The organism is Neisseria sp. P0024.S006, from assembly GCF_051956595.1.
GTDB lineage: Bacteria > Pseudomonadota > Gammaproteobacteria > Burkholderiales > Neisseriaceae > Neisseria.
On the sequence record NZ_JBQCXH010000001.1, the window covers coordinates 440,387 to 460,855 of the forward strand.

The 20,469-nt window shown below is 49.0% G+C and carries 21 protein-coding genes, 7 tRNA genes and 1 pseudogene; 14 read left to right on the forward strand and 15 right to left on the reverse strand.

The features are described 5' to 3' along the window. The first annotated feature begins 219 nt into the window (after positions 1-219). The 11 genes and pseudogenes from ccoG to ACTHUF_RS02170 form a co-directional block, all read left to right on the forward strand. Entirely contained in the window at positions 220-1,704 is a 1,485-nt protein-coding gene (ccoG, locus tag ACTHUF_RS02120) for a cytochrome c oxidase accessory protein CcoG (RefSeq protein ID WP_315094270.1), read from the forward strand. Positions 1,705-1,707: 3 nt separating this feature from the next. Beyond that, positions 1,708-2,274 carry a FixH family protein gene (locus tag ACTHUF_RS02125; RefSeq protein ID WP_315094268.1) on the forward strand — a complete coding sequence of 189 codons (567 nt, stop codon included), beginning with the start codon at positions 1,708-1,710 and terminating at the stop codon, positions 2,272-2,274. Positions 2,275-2,950: 676 nt separating this feature from the next. Further along, positions 2,951-3,511, forward strand: a complete 561-nt coding sequence (gene pgsA, locus ACTHUF_RS02130; RefSeq protein ID WP_003679552.1) for a CDP-diacylglycerol--glycerol-3-phosphate 3-phosphatidyltransferase — start codon at positions 2,951-2,953, stop codon at positions 3,509-3,511. Between the two features lie 94 nt (positions 3,512-3,605). Then, positions 3,606-3,681, forward strand: a tRNA-Gly gene (locus tag ACTHUF_RS02135). Between the two features lie 34 nt (positions 3,682-3,715). Beyond that, positions 3,716-3,791: transfer RNA gene (locus ACTHUF_RS02140), tRNA-Gly, on the forward strand. A gap of 24 nt (positions 3,792-3,815) precedes the next feature. Beyond that, a tRNA-Gly gene (locus ACTHUF_RS02145) sits at positions 3,816-3,891 on the forward strand. 21 nt (positions 3,892-3,912) lie between these two features. Beyond that, positions 3,913-3,988 (forward strand) — tRNA-Gly (locus tag ACTHUF_RS02150). Positions 3,989-4,019: 31 nt separating this feature from the next. Continuing rightward, positions 4,020-4,093, forward strand: a tRNA-Cys gene (locus tag ACTHUF_RS02155). Positions 4,094-4,103: 10 nt separating this feature from the next. Beyond that, positions 4,104-4,181, forward strand: a tRNA-Cys gene (locus tag ACTHUF_RS02160). A 21-nt stretch (positions 4,182-4,202) separates the two neighbouring features. After that, a tRNA-Leu gene (locus ACTHUF_RS02165) sits at positions 4,203-4,292 on the forward strand. 183 nt (positions 4,293-4,475) lie between these two features. Beyond that, positions 4,476-4,738, forward strand: a pseudogene (locus tag ACTHUF_RS02170) (IS5/IS1182 family transposase); the annotation flags it as partial. Positions 4,739-4,964: 226 nt separating this feature from the next. Here ACTHUF_RS02170 and rfaD read toward each other — a convergent pair. The 10 genes from rfaD to lpxK form a co-directional block, all read right to left on the reverse strand. After that, positions 4,965-5,969 carry an ADP-glyceromanno-heptose 6-epimerase gene (rfaD, locus tag ACTHUF_RS02175; protein WP_036490167.1) on the reverse strand — a complete coding sequence of 335 codons (1,005 nt, stop codon included), beginning with the start codon at positions 5,967-5,969 and terminating at the stop codon, positions 4,965-4,967. 139 nt (positions 5,970-6,108) lie between these two features. Next, on the reverse strand, positions 6,109-7,071 hold the full coding sequence (gene rfaE1 / locus ACTHUF_RS02180; RefSeq protein ID WP_315093998.1) for a D-glycero-beta-D-manno-heptose-7-phosphate kinase: 963 nt from the start codon (positions 7,069-7,071) through the stop codon (positions 6,109-6,111). 57 nt (positions 7,072-7,128) lie between these two features. Then, entirely contained in the window at positions 7,129-7,869 is a 741-nt protein-coding gene (gene pyrF / locus ACTHUF_RS02185; protein WP_440406888.1) for an orotidine-5'-phosphate decarboxylase, read from the reverse strand. A 110-nt stretch (positions 7,870-7,979) separates the two neighbouring features. After that, positions 7,980-8,627, reverse strand: coding sequence for an adenylate kinase (adk, locus tag ACTHUF_RS02190; protein WP_003746105.1), 648 nt, complete (start codon positions 8,625-8,627; stop codon positions 7,980-7,982). A 72-nt stretch (positions 8,628-8,699) separates the two neighbouring features. After that, positions 8,700-9,218 (reverse strand): hypothetical protein, encoded by a 519-nt coding sequence (locus tag ACTHUF_RS02195; RefSeq protein ID WP_003746102.1) that lies wholly within the window; start codon positions 9,216-9,218, stop codon positions 8,700-8,702. A gap of 11 nt (positions 9,219-9,229) precedes the next feature. Further along, a complete protein-coding gene (kdsB, locus tag ACTHUF_RS02200) occupies positions 9,230-9,991 on the reverse strand; it encodes a 3-deoxy-manno-octulosonate cytidylyltransferase (RefSeq protein ID WP_440406890.1) in 762 nt (253 codons plus the stop codon). Then, positions 9,988-10,170 (reverse strand): Trm112 family protein, encoded by a 183-nt coding sequence (locus tag ACTHUF_RS02205; protein WP_003679524.1) that lies wholly within the window; start codon positions 10,168-10,170, stop codon positions 9,988-9,990. The genes kdsB and ACTHUF_RS02205 overlap by 4 nt, the downstream gene beginning before the upstream one ends. A 90-nt stretch (positions 10,171-10,260) precedes the next feature. Continuing rightward, positions 10,261-11,097, reverse strand: coding sequence for a hypothetical protein (locus ACTHUF_RS02210; RefSeq protein ID WP_440406892.1), 837 nt, complete (start codon positions 11,095-11,097; stop codon positions 10,261-10,263). 67 nt (positions 11,098-11,164) lie between these two features. Further along, positions 11,165-11,671 (reverse strand): hypothetical protein, encoded by a 507-nt coding sequence (locus ACTHUF_RS02215; protein WP_440406894.1) that lies wholly within the window; start codon positions 11,669-11,671, stop codon positions 11,165-11,167. A gap of 10 nt (positions 11,672-11,681) precedes the next feature. Then, positions 11,682-12,701, reverse strand: coding sequence for a tetraacyldisaccharide 4'-kinase (gene lpxK, locus ACTHUF_RS02220; RefSeq protein ID WP_440406896.1), 1,020 nt, complete (start codon positions 12,699-12,701; stop codon positions 11,682-11,684). A 180-nt stretch (positions 12,702-12,881) separates the two neighbouring features. Between lpxK and xseA the strand changes: the two genes are divergently transcribed. The 3 genes from xseA (at position 12,882) to ACTHUF_RS02235 (ending at position 15,945) form a co-directional block, all read left to right on the forward strand. Further along, positions 12,882-14,231 carry an exodeoxyribonuclease VII large subunit gene (gene xseA, locus ACTHUF_RS02225; RefSeq protein ID WP_315093989.1) on the forward strand — a complete coding sequence of 450 codons (1,350 nt, stop codon included), beginning with the start codon at positions 12,882-12,884 and terminating at the stop codon, positions 14,229-14,231. 123 nt (positions 14,232-14,354) lie between these two features. After that, positions 14,355-15,134, forward strand: coding sequence for a CDP-diacylglycerol--serine O-phosphatidyltransferase (pssA, locus tag ACTHUF_RS02230; RefSeq protein ID WP_036490182.1), 780 nt, complete (start codon positions 14,355-14,357; stop codon positions 15,132-15,134). Position 15,135: 1 nt separating this feature from the next. Beyond that, on the forward strand, positions 15,136-15,945 hold the full coding sequence (locus ACTHUF_RS02235) for a sulfite exporter TauE/SafE family protein (RefSeq protein ID WP_440406898.1): 810 nt from the start codon (positions 15,136-15,138) through the stop codon (positions 15,943-15,945). 85 nt (positions 15,946-16,030) lie between these two features. Here ACTHUF_RS02235 and ACTHUF_RS02240 read toward each other — a convergent pair whose 3' ends face one another. The 5 genes from ACTHUF_RS02240 to ACTHUF_RS02260 form a co-directional block, all read right to left on the reverse strand. Next, positions 16,031-16,711, reverse strand: a complete 681-nt coding sequence (locus ACTHUF_RS02240; RefSeq protein ID WP_315093985.1) for a sulfite exporter TauE/SafE family protein — start codon at positions 16,709-16,711, stop codon at positions 16,031-16,033. Between the two features lie 110 nt (positions 16,712-16,821). Then, positions 16,822-17,862, reverse strand: coding sequence for an ABC transporter permease (locus tag ACTHUF_RS02245; RefSeq protein WP_003746082.1), 1,041 nt, complete (start codon positions 17,860-17,862; stop codon positions 16,822-16,824). A gap of 36 nt (positions 17,863-17,898) precedes the next feature. After that, positions 17,899-18,954 (reverse strand): ABC transporter permease subunit, encoded by a 1,056-nt coding sequence (locus ACTHUF_RS02250; protein WP_003746080.1) that lies wholly within the window; start codon positions 18,952-18,954, stop codon positions 17,899-17,901. Between the two features lie 99 nt (positions 18,955-19,053). Continuing rightward, entirely contained in the window at positions 19,054-19,983 is a 930-nt protein-coding gene (locus ACTHUF_RS02255) for a GTP-binding protein (protein WP_315093982.1), read from the reverse strand. Then, complete coding sequence (locus ACTHUF_RS02260) at positions 19,971-20,444, reverse strand: Fur family transcriptional regulator (protein ID WP_003746077.1); 474 nt, start codon at positions 20,442-20,444, stop codon at positions 19,971-19,973. The genes ACTHUF_RS02255 and ACTHUF_RS02260 overlap by 13 nt, the downstream gene beginning before the upstream one ends. Positions 20,445-20,469 lie beyond the last annotated feature (25 nt).

A 20,469-nucleotide genomic window follows, 5' to 3' on the forward strand; every position in this document is an offset into this window, starting at 1 on the left:
GTACACAAGCTGAACCGTAAACCTTTGAATACTGCCCTTTTCAGACGGCCCTACATCAAACGGCCGCAAGGAATCCATTGTTAAGACGAAGTCCCTCTTTTGCTTTGAATAGAGTCAAATGTTATGATTTGTATGCACGCGAAAGGCCGTCTGAAAATATTCACATCAAACTACTACCATGACAACAGGCTTGTGTGCACTTCATCAAGGAACACTGAAATGTCACCAGAAAACCAAGCTGAAAACACCACACCCTCAACAGAAAAAACAGCAAAAGCCACTGCGCCCAAACCTTCCAAACCCAAATCCAGCGTGATTCAAATCCATCCTGAAGGCGAACGCATCCATCCTAAAAAGGCAGAAGGACGCTTTGCCAAACTGCGTATCGCCGCCGTATTGGCGACCCAGTTTGTATTTTACGTTATTCCATGGTTCAACTGGAGCGGCCGTCAGGCGGTTTTATTCAATATCCCTGACCGTCATTTCTTCATTTTCGGACTGTCGCTGGGCATGGGCGATTTGATCTACCTTGCCTTGCTGCTGATGATTTGCGCATTCGGCTTGTTTTGGTGGACAACCATTGCCGGTCGTTTGTGGTGCGGCTATTCATGCCCGCAAACGGTTTACACCGAAATTATGCTGTGGATTGACAACTTGGTCGAAGGCGATAGAAACAAACGCCTAAAACTGGAAAAATCGCCTTGGAACTTTACTAAAATTCGCATTAAAGCCACTAAATACCTGCTGATTTTCCTTGTCTGCGCATGGACAGGCATTACTTTTGCAGGCTGGTTTGTCCCAATCCGCCAGTTTGTTCCTGATTTGTTTACCGGAGCAGCAGGCGGCGGCGCGATGTTTGCCGCAGCGTTTTACGGATTCATGACCTTCTTCTTCGCCCACATCATGCGCGAAAAAGTTTGTCTGCATATGTGTCCGTATGCACGTTTCCAAAGCGCGATGTTTGATAAAGACACACTGATTATTTCTTACGATGCCGAACGCGGCGAACCGCGCGGCGCACGCAAGAAAACCGCCAACAAAGAAGACAGCGGCTTGGGCGACTGCATCAACTGCACCATGTGCGTGCAAGTCTGCCCCGTCGGTATCGACATCCGCGACGGTTTGCAATACCAATGTATCGGCTGCGCGGCGTGTATCGATGCCTGTGACGAAATCATGGATAAAATGGGCTACGAGCGTGGCTTGATCCGTTATACGACCGAAGGCGCGTTGGAACACGAATACCCTGAAAGCGACATCAAAAAACGCTTGAAACGTCCGCGCGTAGCCGGTTATGGCGCAGTACTCCTGGTGGTCATCATCGCCTTCCTGGTCGGTATTTCCACCCGAAAAATGGTCGAAGTCGATATCTTGAAAGACCGCGGCGTCATGGTTCGCGAAAATAGCCAAGGCTGGTTGGAAAATGCCTATAACCTGCGCATTATCAACAATAGTGAAAACGAACAACTGATGACCGCAACTGTCAAAGGCTTTGATGAAATCGCGCTGACCGGCCTGCCTGAAAACGGTATTAAAATTGCGCCGCGGGAAACCGTTACCATCCCGGTACAGGTATCTACCATTCCCGAATATGCCGACAAAGGCAGCCATCCGATCGAATTTACCTTTACCTATCGCGAGACCGGCTCTGCCGACTCCAAACCGACTACTTTAGAAGAAAAAGCAACCTTTATCGGAGAATAAACGGTGTCCCCACAACCCCAAATCAAACCTTGGTACAAACATATTTGGCCCTGGGTGCTGATGGCCGGCCCCATCTTCGTCGTTATCGCCAGCGTTTCCATGTTCTTCGTCGCAAAAGAACATACGACAGACTTGGTGTCTGACGATTACTACAAAGACGGCAAACACATCGAAATCCAACTTCACCGCGATGAAGAAGCCGTTAAACGGCAAATTCAGGTGCAGGTTTTAATCAGTCCGGATATGAACGCCGCCAAAGTATTCGTCAGCGGACAATTCGATACCAAACAGCCGTTAAACCTATTGTTGATGCACCCGACGCGCAAAGCCGATGACCAAACCGTCAAGCTGCGCGCCGTAACAGCCGAGCCGCAAAACGGCCGCATGGAATACGAAGCCGTCTTTAAGCCTTTACGCCCAACCAATCATTGGTACTTGCGCGTTGAAGATACTTCAGGCGTATGGCGTGTTGAAAACAAATGGATAGTCAGCCAAGGCAATGCAGTCAACCTGACACCCATGGACAAATTGTTCGACAACGGCAAACAAGCCGCTTCAACAGAACAATAAATCCCGACACAGGCCGTCTGAAACCTTTCAGACGGCCTGAAATCTTCATACCCTCTTATATTCTCTTCCAAATATGATTTTTTCCGATTGGCGCCGACTGACCAAAAACGAAGTCCGTATGGCAAAACAAGTTTTTGCGGACAGCATAGACTTCCACCGCATCAAAATATATCGCGGCATTCCGCTTCTACCCAACGCCAATACCGCCATTGCACCCAATGGAAACATATACTTTCCGCGCAAACACTGTCCCGAAGATTTCACTCAAGCCGGCATAGCCTACAAAATTTGGCTGATTCATGAGCTGACACATGTCTGGCAACACCAGCGCGGTCACAAAGTTTGGCTTTCCGGCCTATTCATCATGCTCAAAGGCGGATACAGAAAACGCAAAGCTTACGCCTACCCCATCCCCTTACCCCACATCAACCAATTAAATATCGAACAGCAGGCAGACCTTATTGCCCACTATTTCGCAGCCACTTTTCTACCCAAAAACATTTACACCCCGCAACAGCCTATTTTTCAGACGGCCTTAGCAGATTTTCTTCACAACCCACACGACAAAAATCTATGCCCGAGATACTTGTCGGCAAAAAAACAACACTTCAAAAAGCAGAGTGAACAAATAAGCTATAATGAACAACCCGACACATCATCCAAAAGGTCCCAAACCATGCCTTGGAACATACCTATTTTACTTACCTGGATGCGCGTCCTATTAATCCCCGTGTTTACCATCCTATTCTATTTACCGAACACATGGATTCAACCACAAACCGTCAACTGGACAGCCGCTATTATCTTTGCACTTGCCGCTATTACAGACTGGTTCGACGGCTTTTTGGCACGCCGCTGGAAACAAACTTCCGACTTTGGCGCATTCCTCGACCCCGTTGCCGACAAACTCATGGTCGCAGTTGCCCTGCTCCTGCTCGTCAGCCTTGGCAGGACATACGCCATCTTCGCCATGATTATCATCGGCCGGGAAATTACCATTTCCGCCTTGCGCGAATGGATGGCACAAATGGGCAAACGCGGCAGCGTTGCCGTGGCAACCATCGGCAAATTCAAAACCACTGCCCAAATGATCGCCATCTTCCTTTTGCTTATCGGCACAGACAAATATAACGATCCTTTCTATCTCATTGGTAACATATTGATGTTTATAGCATCTGTATTGACCATCTGGTCAATGTGCTACTACCTGAAAATGGCATGGAAAGAATTCAAATAAATTTTTTAAAAAAATAAAAACAAAACACTTGACGCACACGATTAAATCCATAATAATTGCGTCTTCTTCGATATACGAAGCAACAAATATCAGAGCGGGAATAGCTCAGTTGGTAGAGCGCAACCTTGCCAAGGTTGAGGTCGCGAGTTCGAGACTCGTTTCCCGCTCCATTCTGATGACTTGTTGATTGTTCTTTTTCAATATGCGGGAATAGCTCAGTTGGTAGAGCGCAACCTTGCCAAGGTTGAGGTCGCGAGTTCGAGACTCGTTTCCCGCTCCAGTTTAATTTCAGATGCACTCAAATGCGGGAATAGCTCAGTTGGTAGAGCGCAACCTTGCCAAGGTTGAGGTCGCGAGTTCGAGACTCGTTTCCCGCTCCATCAAATTACGCATCCGAATATGCGGGAATAGCTCAGTTGGTAGAGCGCAACCTTGCCAAGGTTGAGGTCGCGAGTTCGAGACTCGTTTCCCGCTCCAGTTTCATACTACAACACTCAAGCGTAGTTTTGGCGAGATAGCAAAGTGGTTATGCAGCGGATTGCAAATCCGTCTACGCCGGTTCGATTCCGACTCTCGCCTCCATCCCTTTTATGGCGGGGTGGCAGAGTGTTTATGCTATAAGGGGTGCAACCCTTATACAGGCCGGTTCAAATCCGCGCCCCCGCCTCCAATTTCTCAATTTACTGTCTACGCCCGGGTGGTGAAATAGGTAGACACAACGGACTTAAAATCCGTCGGCCCTAAACCGGCCGTGCCGGTTCGATTCCGGCTCCGGGCACCAATAAATATCTGAATTTATTGAAAATCTAAGATTCCAAATTTCCAATTGACAGCTTATTTGTAAGACTGTCTTTTTTGTTTGTACCTTATTTGTGTCTAACTTGCGCCGTATGTGCCAAATGTGACAAGCTCCTGCAAAGGCCTCAAACTATGACAGTAAGGAAGACTGGTAGCATCTGGTAATCATCGTTTGCTGGACGGCATTATGCACAAAGCCCACCGCAAACATCCGCTGTCGGAAGCGCAAACCAAACGTAACCGACATCTATCGAAGACCCGTTATGTGGTCAAACAAAGCTTCGGTACGCTGCACCGTAAGTCCCGTCCCGCTACACCCGGGCAGCCTATTTCGGTCTGATTAAAGTGAGTGCGCAAAGCCATCTGAAGGCAATGTGTTTGAACCTGTTGAAAGCCGCCAACAGGCTAAGTGTGCCTGTTGCTGCCTAAAAGGTGGCTCGGATGCCTGATTAATCAGGTATCCAAGGTGGATTAAGGGGGTATTTGGGTAGAATCAGGAACAATTAGGGGCGAAAACAGCCGAAAATTTGTGTTTGAATTTCGGCTATTGGGAGGAAAAGAAATTTTACAAAGGTCTCATTTTAAAATTTCACAAAATAATAAGGCCGTCTGAAAATCCTTTTTCAGACGGCCTTATCATTCAAATCAGAAGGACTTAAACCAAGTTCTCCAGCATCCATTTAACGTAACGGCTGACGCCTTGTTTTACATCCAAGAATTCTTCTGTATACCCAGCTTCGCGCAGCTTGGTAATATCCGCTTGAGTGAAGCTCTGATATTTACCTTTAAGTGCATCGGGGAATGGGATATAGCGAATAAGCTCTTCTTCAACCAACTCTTTCAAACTCATTTCAGGCTTGCCTTCGGCTGCTCGGCAGGCGTTGACGGTAGCGGCGGCAAGTTCGTTAAACTGTTGGCTGCGGCCTGTACCGAGGTTAAAGATACCTGAAAGCTCGGGATGATCGAAGAAGTAAAGGTTAACTTTGGCGACGTCTTCTACGCTGACAAAATCGCGGGTTTGTTCGCCGTTGCCGTAGCCGTCATTGGCGCCAAACAGGTTAACATAGCCGTGTTCTCGGTATTGGTGGAAATGGTGGAAGGCGACGGATGCCATACGGCCTTTATGTTGCTCCTGCTGTCCATATACGTTGAAGTAGCGGAAGCCGACGACTTGGGCAGTCAGGCCTTCTTTCATGCGGCGGCGCAATACTTGGTCAAACAAGAATTTAGAGTAGCCATACACATTGAGTGGTTTTTCCAGTTCGCGCTCTTCGCGGAAGATTTCGCCTTTGCCGTACACGGCGGCGCTAGAGGCGTAGAGGAACGGAATACGTTCGTCCTGACACCAGTCCAAAAGGTCGAGCGTGTACTGATAGTTGTTGTCCATCATATAAAGGCCGTCGTGGTTCATGGTGTCGGAACACGCGCCTTGGTGGAAGACGGCTTCGATATTATCGTAAGGCAGAAGATGGCCGCGCACTTGGCGGATGAATTCGTGTTTATCGAGATAATGGGCAATTTCACACTCGGCAAGGTTTTTAAATTTTTCGCCTTTGCTCAGATTGTCGACGGCAACAATGTCGGTAATACCGCGCTGGTTAAGTGCTTTGACGATGTTGCTGCCAATAAAGCCGGCCGCTCCTGTTACGATAATGGTCATAATGAGTTTCCTTTATTTTGATTTTTCAGACGGCCTTAAAGTAATCATGCCGGCTGAAAATAAAAACTTTTCTATCTGGATTATTTTCCAACTCCATTTTCAGACGGCCTTTAGATTTTAAGGCCGTCTGAAACAGCAATTATTGCTCTTCCAATGCCTTATTCAACTCTGCAAACGAGCAAACCGCCGTACCAAGTTTTGCCACGACAACCCCTGCCGCGGTATTGGCAAGGTGCATCGCTTCGGGCATGGTATAACCTGCCGCCAAACCCAAGCCTACTCCGGCAATAACGGTATCGCCCGCACCGGATACATCATAAACTTCTTGAGCCCGTGTAGGCTGATAAATCGGCTCGCCCTCATTGAACAGGGTCATGCCCTCTTCGCTTCGGGTCAGCAAAATCGCGGTCAAGTCAAGATGACGGCGCAGGTTTTGAGCTTTTTCGGTCAAATCGTTTTCGTTTTTCCAGCTGCCTACCACTTCTTTCAATTCAGCACGATTCGGCGTAATCAGCGTAGCGCCGGCATATTTCTCGTAATCGTCGCCTTTGGGATCGATTAAAACCGGTTTACCGGCCTGTTTCGCCCAATCGATCATATCGGAAATATGCGACAGGCCGCCCTTGCCGTAATCTGAAAAAATAATGGCATCATATTCAGGCAACACTTCGCGGTATTGCTGCTTGATTTGTTCCAATACCTCACGATGCGGCGGCTCTTCAAAATCAAGTCGGATAAGCTGCTGGTTGCGAGCAACAACGCGCAGTTTGACAGTAGTCGCAATCTGCTTGTCGCGCATCAGATAGGAAGAAACACCGTCTTGCGTCATCAACGCATCCAGTGCATCCGCAGCTTCATCATCGCCGGTTACGGACAACAGCCCTGCTTTGCCGCCCAGTGAGGCGATATTGCGTGCAACGTTTGCCGCGCCACCCGCGCGTTGGTCGATACGTCCGATTTTCGCCACCGGTACGGGGGCTTCAGGAGAAATGCGGGATACATCGCCAAACCAATAGCGGTCGAGCATCACATCGCCGACAACAAGGACTTTGGCTTGTGCAAAACGAGATTTGAGGGTTTCTTGTTGGAACTTGGTGGACATATTGTCTCCGTTGTGTTTTTTTTTCAGACGGCCTCAACCTGTAAGGTCGCCTGAAAATCAGTTTGCTTCAAGGTTTACCACGCGGTTCACTTCGCGCAATACGGCTACCGGATCGGCAGCTTTGGTTACCGGACGGCCCATTACCAGATAAGTCGAGCCTGCCGCCAATGCTTCGGCCGGTGTCATGATGCGGCGTTGATCGTCATTATTGCCGGCAACGTCCAAGCGGATACCCGGTGTAACCAAGACGAAATCTTGTCCTAATTCACGGCGCAATGGTGCAGCTTCTTGAGCGGAACATACCACGCCGTCCAAGCCTGAGCTTTGCGCCAGTTTCGCCAAGCGGATGACTTGTTCTTCAGGGGCGATGTTCAAACCGATTTCTGCCAAGTCGCTTTGTTCCATGCTGGTCAACACGGTTACACCGATCAAAAGCGGCTTGGTGTGATATCCGGCAACAGCTTCTACGGCGGCTTCCATCATGCGGCGGCCGCCCGATGCGTGCATATCGACCATCCAAACGCCCATCTCGGCGGCAACTTTACATGCCTGCGCAACAGTGTGGGGAATATCGTGGTATTTCAAATCAAGGAAAAGTTTGAAACCTTGATTGATTAAGCTTTCTGCCAAACTGCGACCGGTCGCGGTAAACAGCTCTTTGCCGATTTTGATTTGACACAATGTCGGGTCAAGATTACGGACAAATCCGAGTGTGTCTTTTTCGTTGGCAAAATCAAGGGCGACGATAACGGGAGTACGTTGTTGCTGGGTTTGGAAGTCGGAGATTAAGGGATTCATAAGATGCCTGCAGATAAACGGTTATAGCTTCGATTTTAACAGCTTTTGTACACAAAAGGCCGTCTGAAAATATTTTTTCAGACGGCCTTATGATTTTACTTTGGCAAAACTTATTTGCCCAAACCTTTCAATACTTCGGCTTTCACGGCTTCTACTGCTTGGGTGCCGTCGACTTTGATGTATTTCGGCGCGTGTTCGCCTTCCAGTTTACTGTAGAAATCAACCAAAACTTCGGTTTGCTCGTGGTAAACGGCAAGGCGTTTTTTCACGGTTTCTTCTTTGTCGTCGTCGCGTTGAATCAAATCTTCGCCGGTTACGTCGTCTTTACCTTCGACTTTAGGCGGATTGTAGGTAACGTGGTAAGTACGGCCGGAAGCCAAATGCACGCGGCGGCCGCTCATGCGGTCGACAATCACGCTGTCGGGTACGTCGATTTCAACAACTGCGTCCAAATCCACGCCTGCTTCAACCATCGCTTCGGCTTGTGCCAATGTGCGTGGGAAACCGTCAAACAGGAAACCATTTTTGCAGTCGTCTTGGGCGATGCGTTCTTTCACCATGCCGATGATGATGTCGTCGCGCACCAAACCGCCTTCATCAATAATTTTTTTTGCTTCCAAACCCAGCGGGGTGCCTGCTTTGATGGCCGCGCGGAGCATGTCGCCGGTAGAAATTTGAGGAATGCCGAATGCGGCGGTGATGAATTGGGCCTGTGTGCCTTTGCCTGCGCCGGGTGCGCCCAACAATAATACTTTCATGATGAGTCCTTCTTGGTTTATGGATTTGATGTTTGTTTAATTCTACACGCCTTGCGTTTATCGTTCAAAACTTCAGACGGCCTGTTCTGCGCCAAAGTGCTGCCACGCATCATCGCGCATTTCGATAAACCAGCTGTCTTCGGGAAAGCGTTCCAACGCGTCTTTCAACGTGGAAAGTAGGTTTTGGGACAAGGCTTTTGCCAAATATTCTTCCTCGTTGGCTTCTGCCGCTTTGTCCGGCTGTTGCGCCAAACCGAGGGCGCGTGTCCGATGGCCGTGTGCCAGATAGTTGAGCGCAATCACTTTTTGCGCCCAAAGCTGGGGAATATCGGGGCTTTCCTGCAACAACACCGATAAAATCGATACGGCGACCGCCAACCGTCCGCCGGTCATGCGCAAATCTAAAGACTGGTTGGGCGGCAGGGTGCTGAGCATTTCTGCCATGCGAAACCAAAATTCGCCGCTGGCCTCGTCGGGCGCGGCCACTTTCAACATTTCGTAGTTGAACTCTTGATCGTCGTCTTTGACCAGCAAAGCAACATCGGCAAGCAGTTTTTGTTCGTCACGGCTCAAATGGCGTAAATCATTCATGTTTTTTCCCTTCAGACGGCCTCGAACACAGCCCTTACCCTGTCCAAATCTTCCTGCGTATCCACGCCGGCGGCTGGCGCTTCTTGGGCAATTTCAACGGCAATCGGATAACCGTGCCACAGGACGCGCAATTGTTCCAGAGATTCAATGGTTTCCAAAGGAGAAACTTCCATTTCGAAATAGCGTTGCAGGAAACCTGCACGATAGGCATAAATGCCGATGTGGCGCAAAACAGCTGTTTCTGAAGGTAATTCGCGTTTTTTGGCGCGCATGGCGTCGCGCGGATAAGGAATCGGGGCGCGGCTGAAATAGATGGCGTTGCGGTTTTTGTCGAGGACGGCTTTGACAACGTTAGGATTCATAAACTCGTCAAAATCGTGCAATTCGTGGGCGGCCGTCGCCATTTGCACATTGTTTTCAACCAAAACTTCAGCCGTACGGTTGATGAGTTCGGGATCGATTAAAGGCTCGTCGCCTTGTACGTTCACGACAATCAGATGTTGCGGCAGTTTCAGCGTATTGACCGCTTCGGCAAGGCGCGTTGTACCGCTTTCGTGTTGATTGGAAGTCATGACCACTTCGACACCGTGCGCCTGACAGGCCGTCTGAATATCAGGATGGTCGGTGGCAACGACAATACGCGCAGCCTTGCTTTTTGCCGCTTGTTCAGCAACGCGTACAACCATCGGTTTACCGTGAATATCAGCCAACGCCTTTCCCGGCAGACGTGAAGAATCCAACCGCGCCGGAATCAATACGACAAATTCGGTCATGCTTTCAGTTCCTCTTCGCTCAACGCTCGTGCTTCGTTTTCCAGCATATAAGGGATGCCGTCACGAATCGGATAAGCCAGCTTTGCCTGACGGCTCCACAATTCCTGTTTGTCTTGATGGTATTCGAGTTTGCCTTTGGTCACAGGACAAACAAGGATGTCTAAGAATTTTTTTTCCATGGGGTTACCTTCTGTTTTTTCTAGTATCCATATGATTTAAAGGTCGTCCGATAAATCCTCAGACGACCTTGAATCAATTATAAAAACACCTTAACCTAAAGATCTACCACTAAAGTTTCGATCTCTTTGTATTTCAGGCTGTTCATTCTGTATGGCCAATTGCTCTTCCAATCTTTCTTGTTGTCTTTCTTTAAAATTATCAACAACATCCTTATATTCTGCTAAAATCTGCTTACTAAACGAACCATCGTAATCATTTTTAAACCCATCAATTAAAGATCTGAGCCTGTCAACTGAACTTTGTGGTTGTTCTTTCCCATTTTTCAAAGTATTAAAATTTTCTATTTTATTTTCTTCAAGTTCATTTATCTTTTGCTCAATGGCTTCTCTAGCTTTATATAGAGGATCAGTTAAATAAAGAAACGTTCCTTTTTTACGTTTACCATCCAGATAATTATCTACGGATGTTAATGTCACCCCACCATTATGGCCTGCATGAGATTGACTAATCATAAGTTCACCAGTATCTGGATTTTTTACAACTTGGACTATATGATCTATTCCTTTATGACGTCCTCTATCCCATATTTTATCCCCATTATCCTCCCCTATAATCATTCCTTCCTTCAGCATATCCTTTGTAATGGTGTTGTCAGAAGATAATCTACCAGAAAATAACAAACCTGAACGTGATTCTGATTTTCTAATAATTTCTGATGCCGCATCTATAGAACTATTAAAATAATCTTTTTTAGTAAAGATTTCCTTCCCAAGGAATTCATTAATATGCTTCATATCTGAATTTTGTAAATAAATTACCCATCCAGAACAATCTACCTTTCCTTTCTCAGGATTTTTAGAACCAAATCCATATTTGACATTATCATATTTCTGACTGATACTATAAGCATCACTATAATTTTGCATATTTTTTGGCATAATTTTAAGAATCCTCTGAAACTATAATTAAATGAACTAATGTAAAAGATAAAATCTAATTTGCAACTTGTAACGGTTTATTCCACAATTTCAACCAATATTTTCTCTCTTTGTAAGATGAATTTGATGAGAAACAAATAGGCAGGCGATTTCTAGAAAAAGAACATTTCATTTTTCTTAGAAAAGTTATATCTTTGCCACTATAAACAGTTGCAATGATTTTATCATTCTCAATACCAAGCATCAATAAAGGAACACCATCATTGCTCTCTTTATTTTCCAGCTGGCACTCTCTAGCTCCTACTTTGAGTTTTTTAGAAAAACTTTCAGTAGTACATTTCAAATCATATTTATTGATAAACTTACTTAACATTTCTTGTCCCCCATTCTTTAGGAGAATATCTTTCAAATCTGAAATTATTTTTTCTTCAATATTGACTTGCATATTTTCATCAAATATTGATTTTGAATGTTTCACATCTGATAATTCTGTTGCTGATGCTATAAATGTATTTGTATAAACCAATGTAGTAATGAGACTTAATAGCAATTTAAATTTCATTTCAATTCCTTTAAAGTAAAATATTTTTTAGACGATTCAACACGAACGCCGCCAAGTCCGGCTCAATTATCGCATAAACAGGCAAGACCCACACATGATTCAGGCCGTGGCCGTCTGAAAATTTGACCGCATCCTTTTCCGTCATAATTACCACATCTGCGTCCGGCAAATCCTCGACCGTAATATCTGCATGATCAGGCAAGGCAATGGTTTGTTTTAAAGCGATATTCATGCTTTGCAACGTATTGAAAAAACGCTCCGGCTTGGCGATACCGGCGACGGCGGCGACGGTTTGACTTTCCAAGCCTTCCAAATCCAATTTTTCAGACGGCCTGTTCAAACGGTAAATCCGCCCTGTTTCAATATGGCTGGCAAACATATTTTCAGACGGCCTAAACGCCGCATCTGCTTTTCCGCCGCTAACGACAACCGCATCAACGGAAGCCAACCGAGACAAAGGTTCGCGCAAGCTGCCGTTGGGCAGTAAATCCAAATTGGTACGCCCTGTATCTGCCGCCGGAAATACGGCAATTTCCATATCGCGTTGCAAGGCATAATGTTGCAAACCGTCGTCGGCCACAATCAATTTAAGCTCCGGATGCGCCGCAAGCAATGCCCTGCCTGCTTCTGTACGGTTGCTGCCTACCGCCGTTGGCGCACCGGTTTGACGAAACAGCAATAAAGGCTCGTCGCCTGCATCTGCCGCGCTGCTGGTTGTATTCAATACATGAACCGCCTTGCTCTTGCGCCCGTACCCCCGGCTGATGATGCCGACCTTAACGCCCCTTTCCTGCAAACCCGACACCAGCGCAGCAACTATCGGCGTTTTCCCTGTTCCACCTGCATGGATATTGCCGACCACCATCACTGGCACAGGCAATTTTTCACTTTTCAGACGGCCTGAAACAAAATCATCGCGCCGTTTCGCCGCAATTCTGGCAAACAGTTTGGACAATGGTTTTAACAGCAAAGACAAAAACGGATTGGGAGATTGCCAATGGCGCTCGATAATTTGGTGGAGTTTGGGCATACGCACGGCTTTTGAAGCGAAAATCAAACGATAATATAACACAAGCCTGCCCAGGCAAGGCCGTCTGAACATGCGGCTTTGATAATATTAAAACAAAGAGCTCAAGTTTCATAAAAACGAATACAACGAATCGCCCTAAAACCCTTATAATTCAGCTTTCCCCAATTTTTCTGTTTCGCAATGTCCGAACTCTTCGCGCCCTCCTCTATTTCCGTATCCGAACTCAATGCCCTCGCCAAAGCCTTGCTGGAAGACCATCTCGCAGGTTTATGGATTGCCGGCGAAGTGTCCAATCTGACCCGTGCCGCCAGCGGACATTATTATTTCTCGCTCAAAGACAGCCGCGCGCAGGTGCGTTGCGCGATGTTTAAGGGTGCAGCCATGCGTTTGGCGAAGCCTTTGAAAGAAGGCGACCATATCGAAGTATCAGGAAAAATCAGTATTTATGAAGCGCGGGGCGAATTTCAGATTACCGTGAACGAGGTGCGGCTCAAAGGCTTGGGGCAGCTTTACGAAGCCTATGAGCGATTGAAAGCCCAGTTACAGGCGGAAGGCGCGTTTTCGGCAGAACGCAAAAAACCATTGCCCGCCCGTCCGCAATGTATCGGCGTCGTCACCAGCCTGGCGGCGGCGGCATTGCGCGATGTTGTAACCACCTTAAACCGCCGCGCACCCGAAATCCCCGTTATCGTTTATCCGACGCCCGTACAAGGCACAGGCAGCGAGTTGCAAATTGCCCAAGCGATTAAAACCGCTTCGCAACGCGCCGAATGCGATGTGTTGATTGTCTGTCGCGGCGGCGGCAGCATTGAAGACTTGTGGGCGTTTAACGAAGAACCGGTCGTACGCGCCATCGAAGCCTGCACAATTCCGGTTGTCAGCGGCGTAGGACACGAAACCGATTTCACGCTCGCCGATTTTGTTGCCGACGTACGCGCGCCCACGCCGACCGGAGCGGCAGAATTAGTCAGCCCCAACCGCCAAGAATCGCTACATCGTCTCGCCCAAGCGCAAGGCCGTCTGAAAACTGTTTTGGAACAACGCTATTTCGATGCCAGCCAAAAACTCGACTGGCTCGCACGGCAAATCCGCCATCCGCGCCAAAAACTTAACGAGCAACGCGCTTCAATCAGCAAACTGGCGCAAACGCTGTCTTACTCAATGACGCAAAACCTCCGCACCCACACCGCCCGTTTCGAACGCCAAACCCAAGCCCTGAAACATTGCCGTCCTGATGTTTCCGTTTACAAACACAACATCGACCGCTTTCAGACGGCCTTGTCGCATTCCTTCCGCCAGCTGCTCGCCCACCGCCGTCAAAGCCTGACCGCCCAAGCCGCTTTGCTCGAAGCCGTCTCGCCTCAACATATTCTGGAACGCGGCTTCTCGGTCGTCAAAAATACTCGCGGACAAGTCATCCGCAATGCCGATACGTTGAAGCAAGGGCAGAAACTGCACATCACTTTTGCCGACGGCGAAACCGACGTACGCGTGACCAAAGAGCAGGCGCAGGGCGAGTTGTTTGACTGACGCAATAAAGGCCGTCTGAAACTTTATGCTGATGAAGTGAAACTACGACTGCCTTTTAAAAATCCTTAACCTGCCAATGCGGTATAATGCCTCATCTGCACCCGCAGCATATACGGAAACATTATGGACAACTCACAAAATACAGAAAATCCGATTCCACCGCGTAACTCCATCCGCAAAAACAGCATTTACCTGCTGCCCAATTCCTTTACCATCGCCGCACTGTTTTGCGCATTTTTCGCCATCACTCAGTCCATGCACGGACGTTATGAAACAGCGGCGATTGCAGTTTTCCTTTCCATGCTGCTCGACGGTATGGACGGACGCGTGGCGCGGCTGACCAACAGCCAAAGCGCGTTCGGCGAACAGCTCGACAGCCTTGCCGATATGGTCAGCTTCGGCGTCGCGCCTGCCCTGATTGCCTACAAATGGCAACTTTGGCAGTTTGGCAAAATCGGTTATTCCGTCGCCTTTATCTACTGCGCCTGCGCCGCCCTGCGTTTGGCACTGTTCAACACGCTTATCGGCAAAGTCGACAAACGCTGGTTTATCGGCGTGCCCAGCCCGACCGCCGCTGCGTTGATTGTCGGCCTGATTTGGGTCAACCACAGCGTCGAACGCTTCCCCAACGTGCATTGGTGGGCATTGGGTATCACCCTGTTTGCCGGCATTTCCATGATTGTGCAGATTCCGTTTTGGAGTTTCAAAGAAATCAATATCCGCCGCCAAGTGCCGTTTATGGGCATGGTGTTGGCCGTATTGATTCTGCTTTTGATCAATTGGGAGCCTTCGCTCGTCCTCTTCCTGTTTTTCCTCGGCTACAGCTTGTCCGGTTATGTGATGGCAATCATCCGTTGGTTTAAAAAACGCCATAAATCACACAAACACGACAAGGCCGTCTGAAATGTGGTCTTGGGACATCATCCTTGCCCTGCTCGCCGTCGGCAGCGCGGCGGGCTTTATTGCCGGGCTGTTCGGCGTAGGCGGCGGCACGCTGGTTGTCCCCGTTGTTTTATGGGCGCTACAACTGCAAGGCGTAGGCAACCACCCCTATGCCCAGCATCTCGCCATCGGCACTTCCTTTGCCGTCATGGTGTTTACCACCTTCTCCAGTATGTATGCCCAGCATAAAAAACACGCCATCGATTGGGCAACCGTCCGCCGGATGACGCCGGGCATGATACTCGGCGTCCTCCTCGGCGCAGTAACGGCAAAATATATGCCGACGCTGGCTTTGCAGGTTTTCTTTATTGCATTTCTTACCCTTATCGCACTCAAAACCCTACGCGATTCCAAACCCACGCCTTCACGCACCCTGCCCTCCCTCCCCGGCCTGACAGCCGCAGGCACGCTTTTTGGAGCAGCTTCGAGCTGGGTCGGTATCGGCGGCGGTTCGCTATCCGTTCCATTCCTACTGTATTGCAACTTTCCGGCGCACCGCGCCATCGGCACATCTTCAGGCCTGGCGTGGCCGATTGCAGTTGCCGGCACCATCGGCTATTTTGCCAACGGTTTGCCTATTGCCAACCTGCCTGAAGGCGCGGCAGGCTTTATCTATCTTCCGGCCGTAGCCATTTTGAGCATTGCCACCATCCTCTTTGCCCCGCTCGGCGTTAAAACGGCGCACAAGCTGCCCGCCCGAAAACTCAAAATCGCTTTCGGCATCATGTTGCTGCTGATTGCCGCCAAAATGACTTGGAATTTGATTCATTAAATCTTTCTTGTGAAAAGGCCGTCTGGAAATCTTTCAGACGGCCTGTTTCATGACAATAAAAACAAACTAAATTAAATCTTTTTCCCTACCCGATTTGCCCCATTGCAAAGACGGCCAAGCGCCATATCGCCCATCCTGCCACCAATAATCCGGCGCACAAACGAACCATGCGTTTCTGCAGAAAGGTTTTCAACTGCGCTGCAAATATGCCCATCGCGAGCAGGTTCGGCAAGGTCCCCAATGCAAACGCCAGCATATACAGCCCGCCATGCAAAGCATTGCCACTGCCTAAAGCATACAAAGACGCGCTGTACACCAAGCCGCACGGCAGCCAGCCCCAAAGCACGCCCACGCCGAAACAGGCAGGCATCGATTTAATCGGCAGCAATTTGTTCAGTAAAGGATTTAGGCGTTTCCATATCGGTTTGCCGATGCGTTCGATTTTAGTTGCGGCGGTCGAAATACCGGCAAGATACAGACCAAGCAAAAGCAACAAGACATTGGCGGCAATATACAAACCGTTTTGAACCGCGCGCGTATCGTCCAAAGAAATGCCGACCTGCCCGACCAAGCCGACCAACAGGCCAATGACGACATAGCTGCTGATGCGCCCCAAGTTCAACAATACAATCAGCCCGATTCGGTTTAAATGTGGCGGCAGCTGCAAAGCGAATGCGCTGCTCAATCCGCCGCACATGCCGACGCAATGCGTTCCGCCAAAAAAGCCGAGCAGAAAAAGCGTAAGAAATGTGATTTCTTGATTCATGTTTTTTAATGATTCAAACGAATGGATGAGGCCGTCTGAAACTTTTCAGACGGCCTTGAGAATGAAGGACAGGCTTTTCCGCCCACCCTCTTCACGCTTTAGAAAAGCAATTAACTGCGTGCGCGTACGTCAAATGCCTGACGCAAACCTTCGCCGATCATAACCAGCAAAAGCAGCATCACCGTCAGCGTAGCAACGGCAGACAGACCGATCCACCATGCGTCCAAGTTGTCTTTGCCTTGCGCCAGCAACTCGCCCAAGCTCGCCTGTGAGGCAGGTACGCCCAAACCCAAGAAGTCCAAACTGGTCAAGGCAAGTACGGCACCAGAAATACGGAAAGGCAGGAAAGCCAATACCGGCGTCAAGCTGTTGGGCAGGATATGGCGCCACATGATTTCACGGTTGCTCACGCCCATCGCGCGCGCCGCCAAAACGTAATCGGTCTGACGGTTTTTCAAAAACTCGGCGCGGACATAGTCGGACAAGCCCATCCAGCCGAAAAGCGACAGCAACACCAGCAAAATCAACAGCCCCGGATTAAAAAACGAAGACAGGATAATCAGGAGGTACAGCTCCGGCATACCGCCCCAAACCTCAATAAAACGCTGCATCAGAAGGTCGGTTTTGCCGCCGAAATAACCCTGCACCGCACCTGCAACCACGCCGATTACGGTAGTTACCACGGTCAACACCAAGGCAAACAGCAGCGAATCGCGGAAACCGTAAACCAAGCGTGCCAACAGGTCGCGGCCGCGGTCGTCCGTTCCCAAGATATGCCGTTCGGACGGTTTGGCAGGATCGGGGGCCGTATCGAAATCGTTCAAGGTATCGGCATCGTAAGGATTGGGCAGATACAGGGCAAAATTGCCGTCTGAAGTGATGTTGTGGCGGATAAGCGGATCCAAATAATCCGCAGGCGTATCGAAATCGCCGCCAAATGTGGTTTCATTGTATTCAGTTACCAAGGGGAAGAAATACTCGCCCTGATAGCGTATCCACAAAGGTTTGTCGTTGCTCCACAAAGGCGCAAGCAAGGTAACGACAAACAAAACGGCCAAAATCCGCAAAGCCAGCCAACCGCGCTTATGTTGCTTAAAGGCCTGCCAAGTAGGGTTTGAAGTAGATTTTTTCTTTTTCATGGTTCGAAACATTCTTTAATAATGGATTGAAGATATTTTCAGACGGCCTTATTTCTGTCCGCCAAAGTGAATGCGCGGATCGACCCACGAATAAGAAATATCCGACACCAATTTAGCCAACAACCCCATCAGCGTGAACACATACAGCGTACCCATTACGACAGGATAATCGCGTTTCATCACTGCCTCGTAAGACAGCAAACCCAACCCGTCCAGCGAAAACAGCGTTTCAATCAACAGACTTCCGGTAAAGAATGCGCCGATAAATGCGGCCGGAAAACCGGTAATCAGAGGAATCATGGCGTTGCGGAAAATATGTTTCCACAAAATCTGTTTCTCAGGCAAGCCCTTAGCCCGCGCGGTATAAACATATTGGCGGCGGATTTCTTCAAGGAACACGTTTTTCGTCAATACGGTCATCACCGCCAAGTTGCCTGCCACCGAAGCGGTAATCGGCAAGGCCATATGCCACAGATAATCTTTGACTTTACCGGCCCAAGAGAGCGTATCGAAATCATCGCCGACCAAACCGCCCTGAGGAAACCAGGCAAAAAAGCTGCCGCCGCCAAACAACACCAGCAACACCAAACCCAAGACAAACGGCGGTACGGTATAGCCGACCAAAATGATCATACCCGTAATCGTATCGAAACGGCTGCCATCCCTGACCGCCTTGGCAATACCCAACGGAATACATATCAAATAAGTCAGGAAAAACGTCCACAAACCCAAACTCATCGATACCGGCATTTTCTCTTTTACCAACTCAAACACAGTTTGGTGATGGAAAAAGCTCTCGCCCAAATCGAAACGGGCGAATTTCCATACCATATCGGCAAAACGCGTCAAAGGCGGCTTGTCGAAACCGTATAAAGCATTCAGCGCGGCCAAATCTTCCGCACTGATGCGGTTGCCGTTTTTGGCCAAAGTTCCGGGCATACTGTGTCCCGCCGTCTCGCCGCCAACCGCGCCCTGCGTCAGCTGCTGAACCATCTGCTCCACCGGGCCGCCGGGAACAAACTGAATCACGGCGAAAGTAATCGCCAAAATCCCCAACAGCGTGGGAATCAAAAGGAGCAAACGATGAAAGATATAACGCCACATGGTTAAGTGTTCCTCTATTTTTTTGATTTGAAGGCCGTCTGAAACCGCTTGCTTCAGACGGCGTTATCGTAACGGATTAATAAGCGTTTGGACGATGATTTACTTCTCCAAAGCCTCCAGCAATTTTTTCTCAATCAAATCCGCGTCAAAGGATTTGGCAATCAGCTCGAAGCGCGAGTCGCGACGCCATGAAACTTGGTTTGCACCCCATTGACCGTCCACCCAGTTGAGCCATACCCATGTACCGAGCACTTGGAACACACCTTTGGCACGGACGAGGCCGTCTGTGAATTTGGGCAGATCGTTGAAGAAATCGGTCAATTTTTCGCCGTCGAAATCGCGCCCGGCAGGGAAAGTAAAGCCTTGAGACTGGAAGCCCATGGTGTTGTCCGGCAGGGCTTTGAGGCGGTAGCGCGATTTTTCGACCACGGGAATATCAAGCCATTGGATGTCGAGTTGCGCATTTTGGACTTCAACCACTTTGGCTTTGGGCGGGAACAGTTTGGCTGCTTTATCATGAAATTCGGCCAGTTGCTCCGGCGTGCACAAGTCGGTTTTGCTGGCGACCAATACGTCGCAAATGCCGATTTGGTCTTTATACAAAGCCTGTTGCGCGTAATCGGGATTAATAAACTGGCGCGGATCGACGACGGTAAAGACTGCGCCGATTTCCAGCATGCTGTCGAGCGGTTTGGCTTTCAGTTCGTCGATAACGCTGGCGGCGTGCGCCAGGCCGCTGGCTTCAATCATCAAGCGGTCGGGTTGGGCATCGCGTAGCATTTTTTGTACGGTCGTCCCCATTTGCGCACCGGCAGTACAACACAAACAGCCGCCGGCGATTTCGGCCACGGGAATGCCGTTGTCGCTCAAGACGGCGCCGTCAATGCCGATTTCGCCAAACTCGTTGACGATGATGACCCATTTTTCGTTTGGGTCTTTTTGTACCATCAGACTTTTGAGTGCGGTGGTTTTACCTGTTCCGAGAAAGCCTGAAATCAGGTGGACTTTAGTCTTTTTTACTTCTGACATTTTTTACAAATTCCTGTTAAAACAACATGTTCTTCTTTTAATGAGAAACCGGTTTCAGCCACGCCTGCACGCAAGGCCGCCCATTCTTGGCTCAAAGTCTGCTCATCCGCCGTACCGCATTCGGTGCAAACCAAAATAAACGCGCTGTGGTGCGCCTCTGTTTCTTCGTGGTCGTGGCAATGGTCGTTGCACTCGTGCTGCGCGTGGCTGCACAAAATATAGCCGTTGACCGCCGCCACTTTGTGCAAAACGCCCTGTTCCGCCCAAAAATCAAGGGCGCGGTAGGCCGTCGGCGGCGCAACCACGCCCTCGCTTTGCTGCTGCATCTGCGACAGAACGTTGTAGGCTTTAATCACGCCGCTTTGTTTCAAAACAATATCAAGCACTTGCTCGCGCAATGCGGTTACCTGCACGCCATCGCGCTGCGCTTGTTCTAAGATTTTTTGTTTGATTGCGTTCATAACTGAAACAGCCTTTCAGACGGCC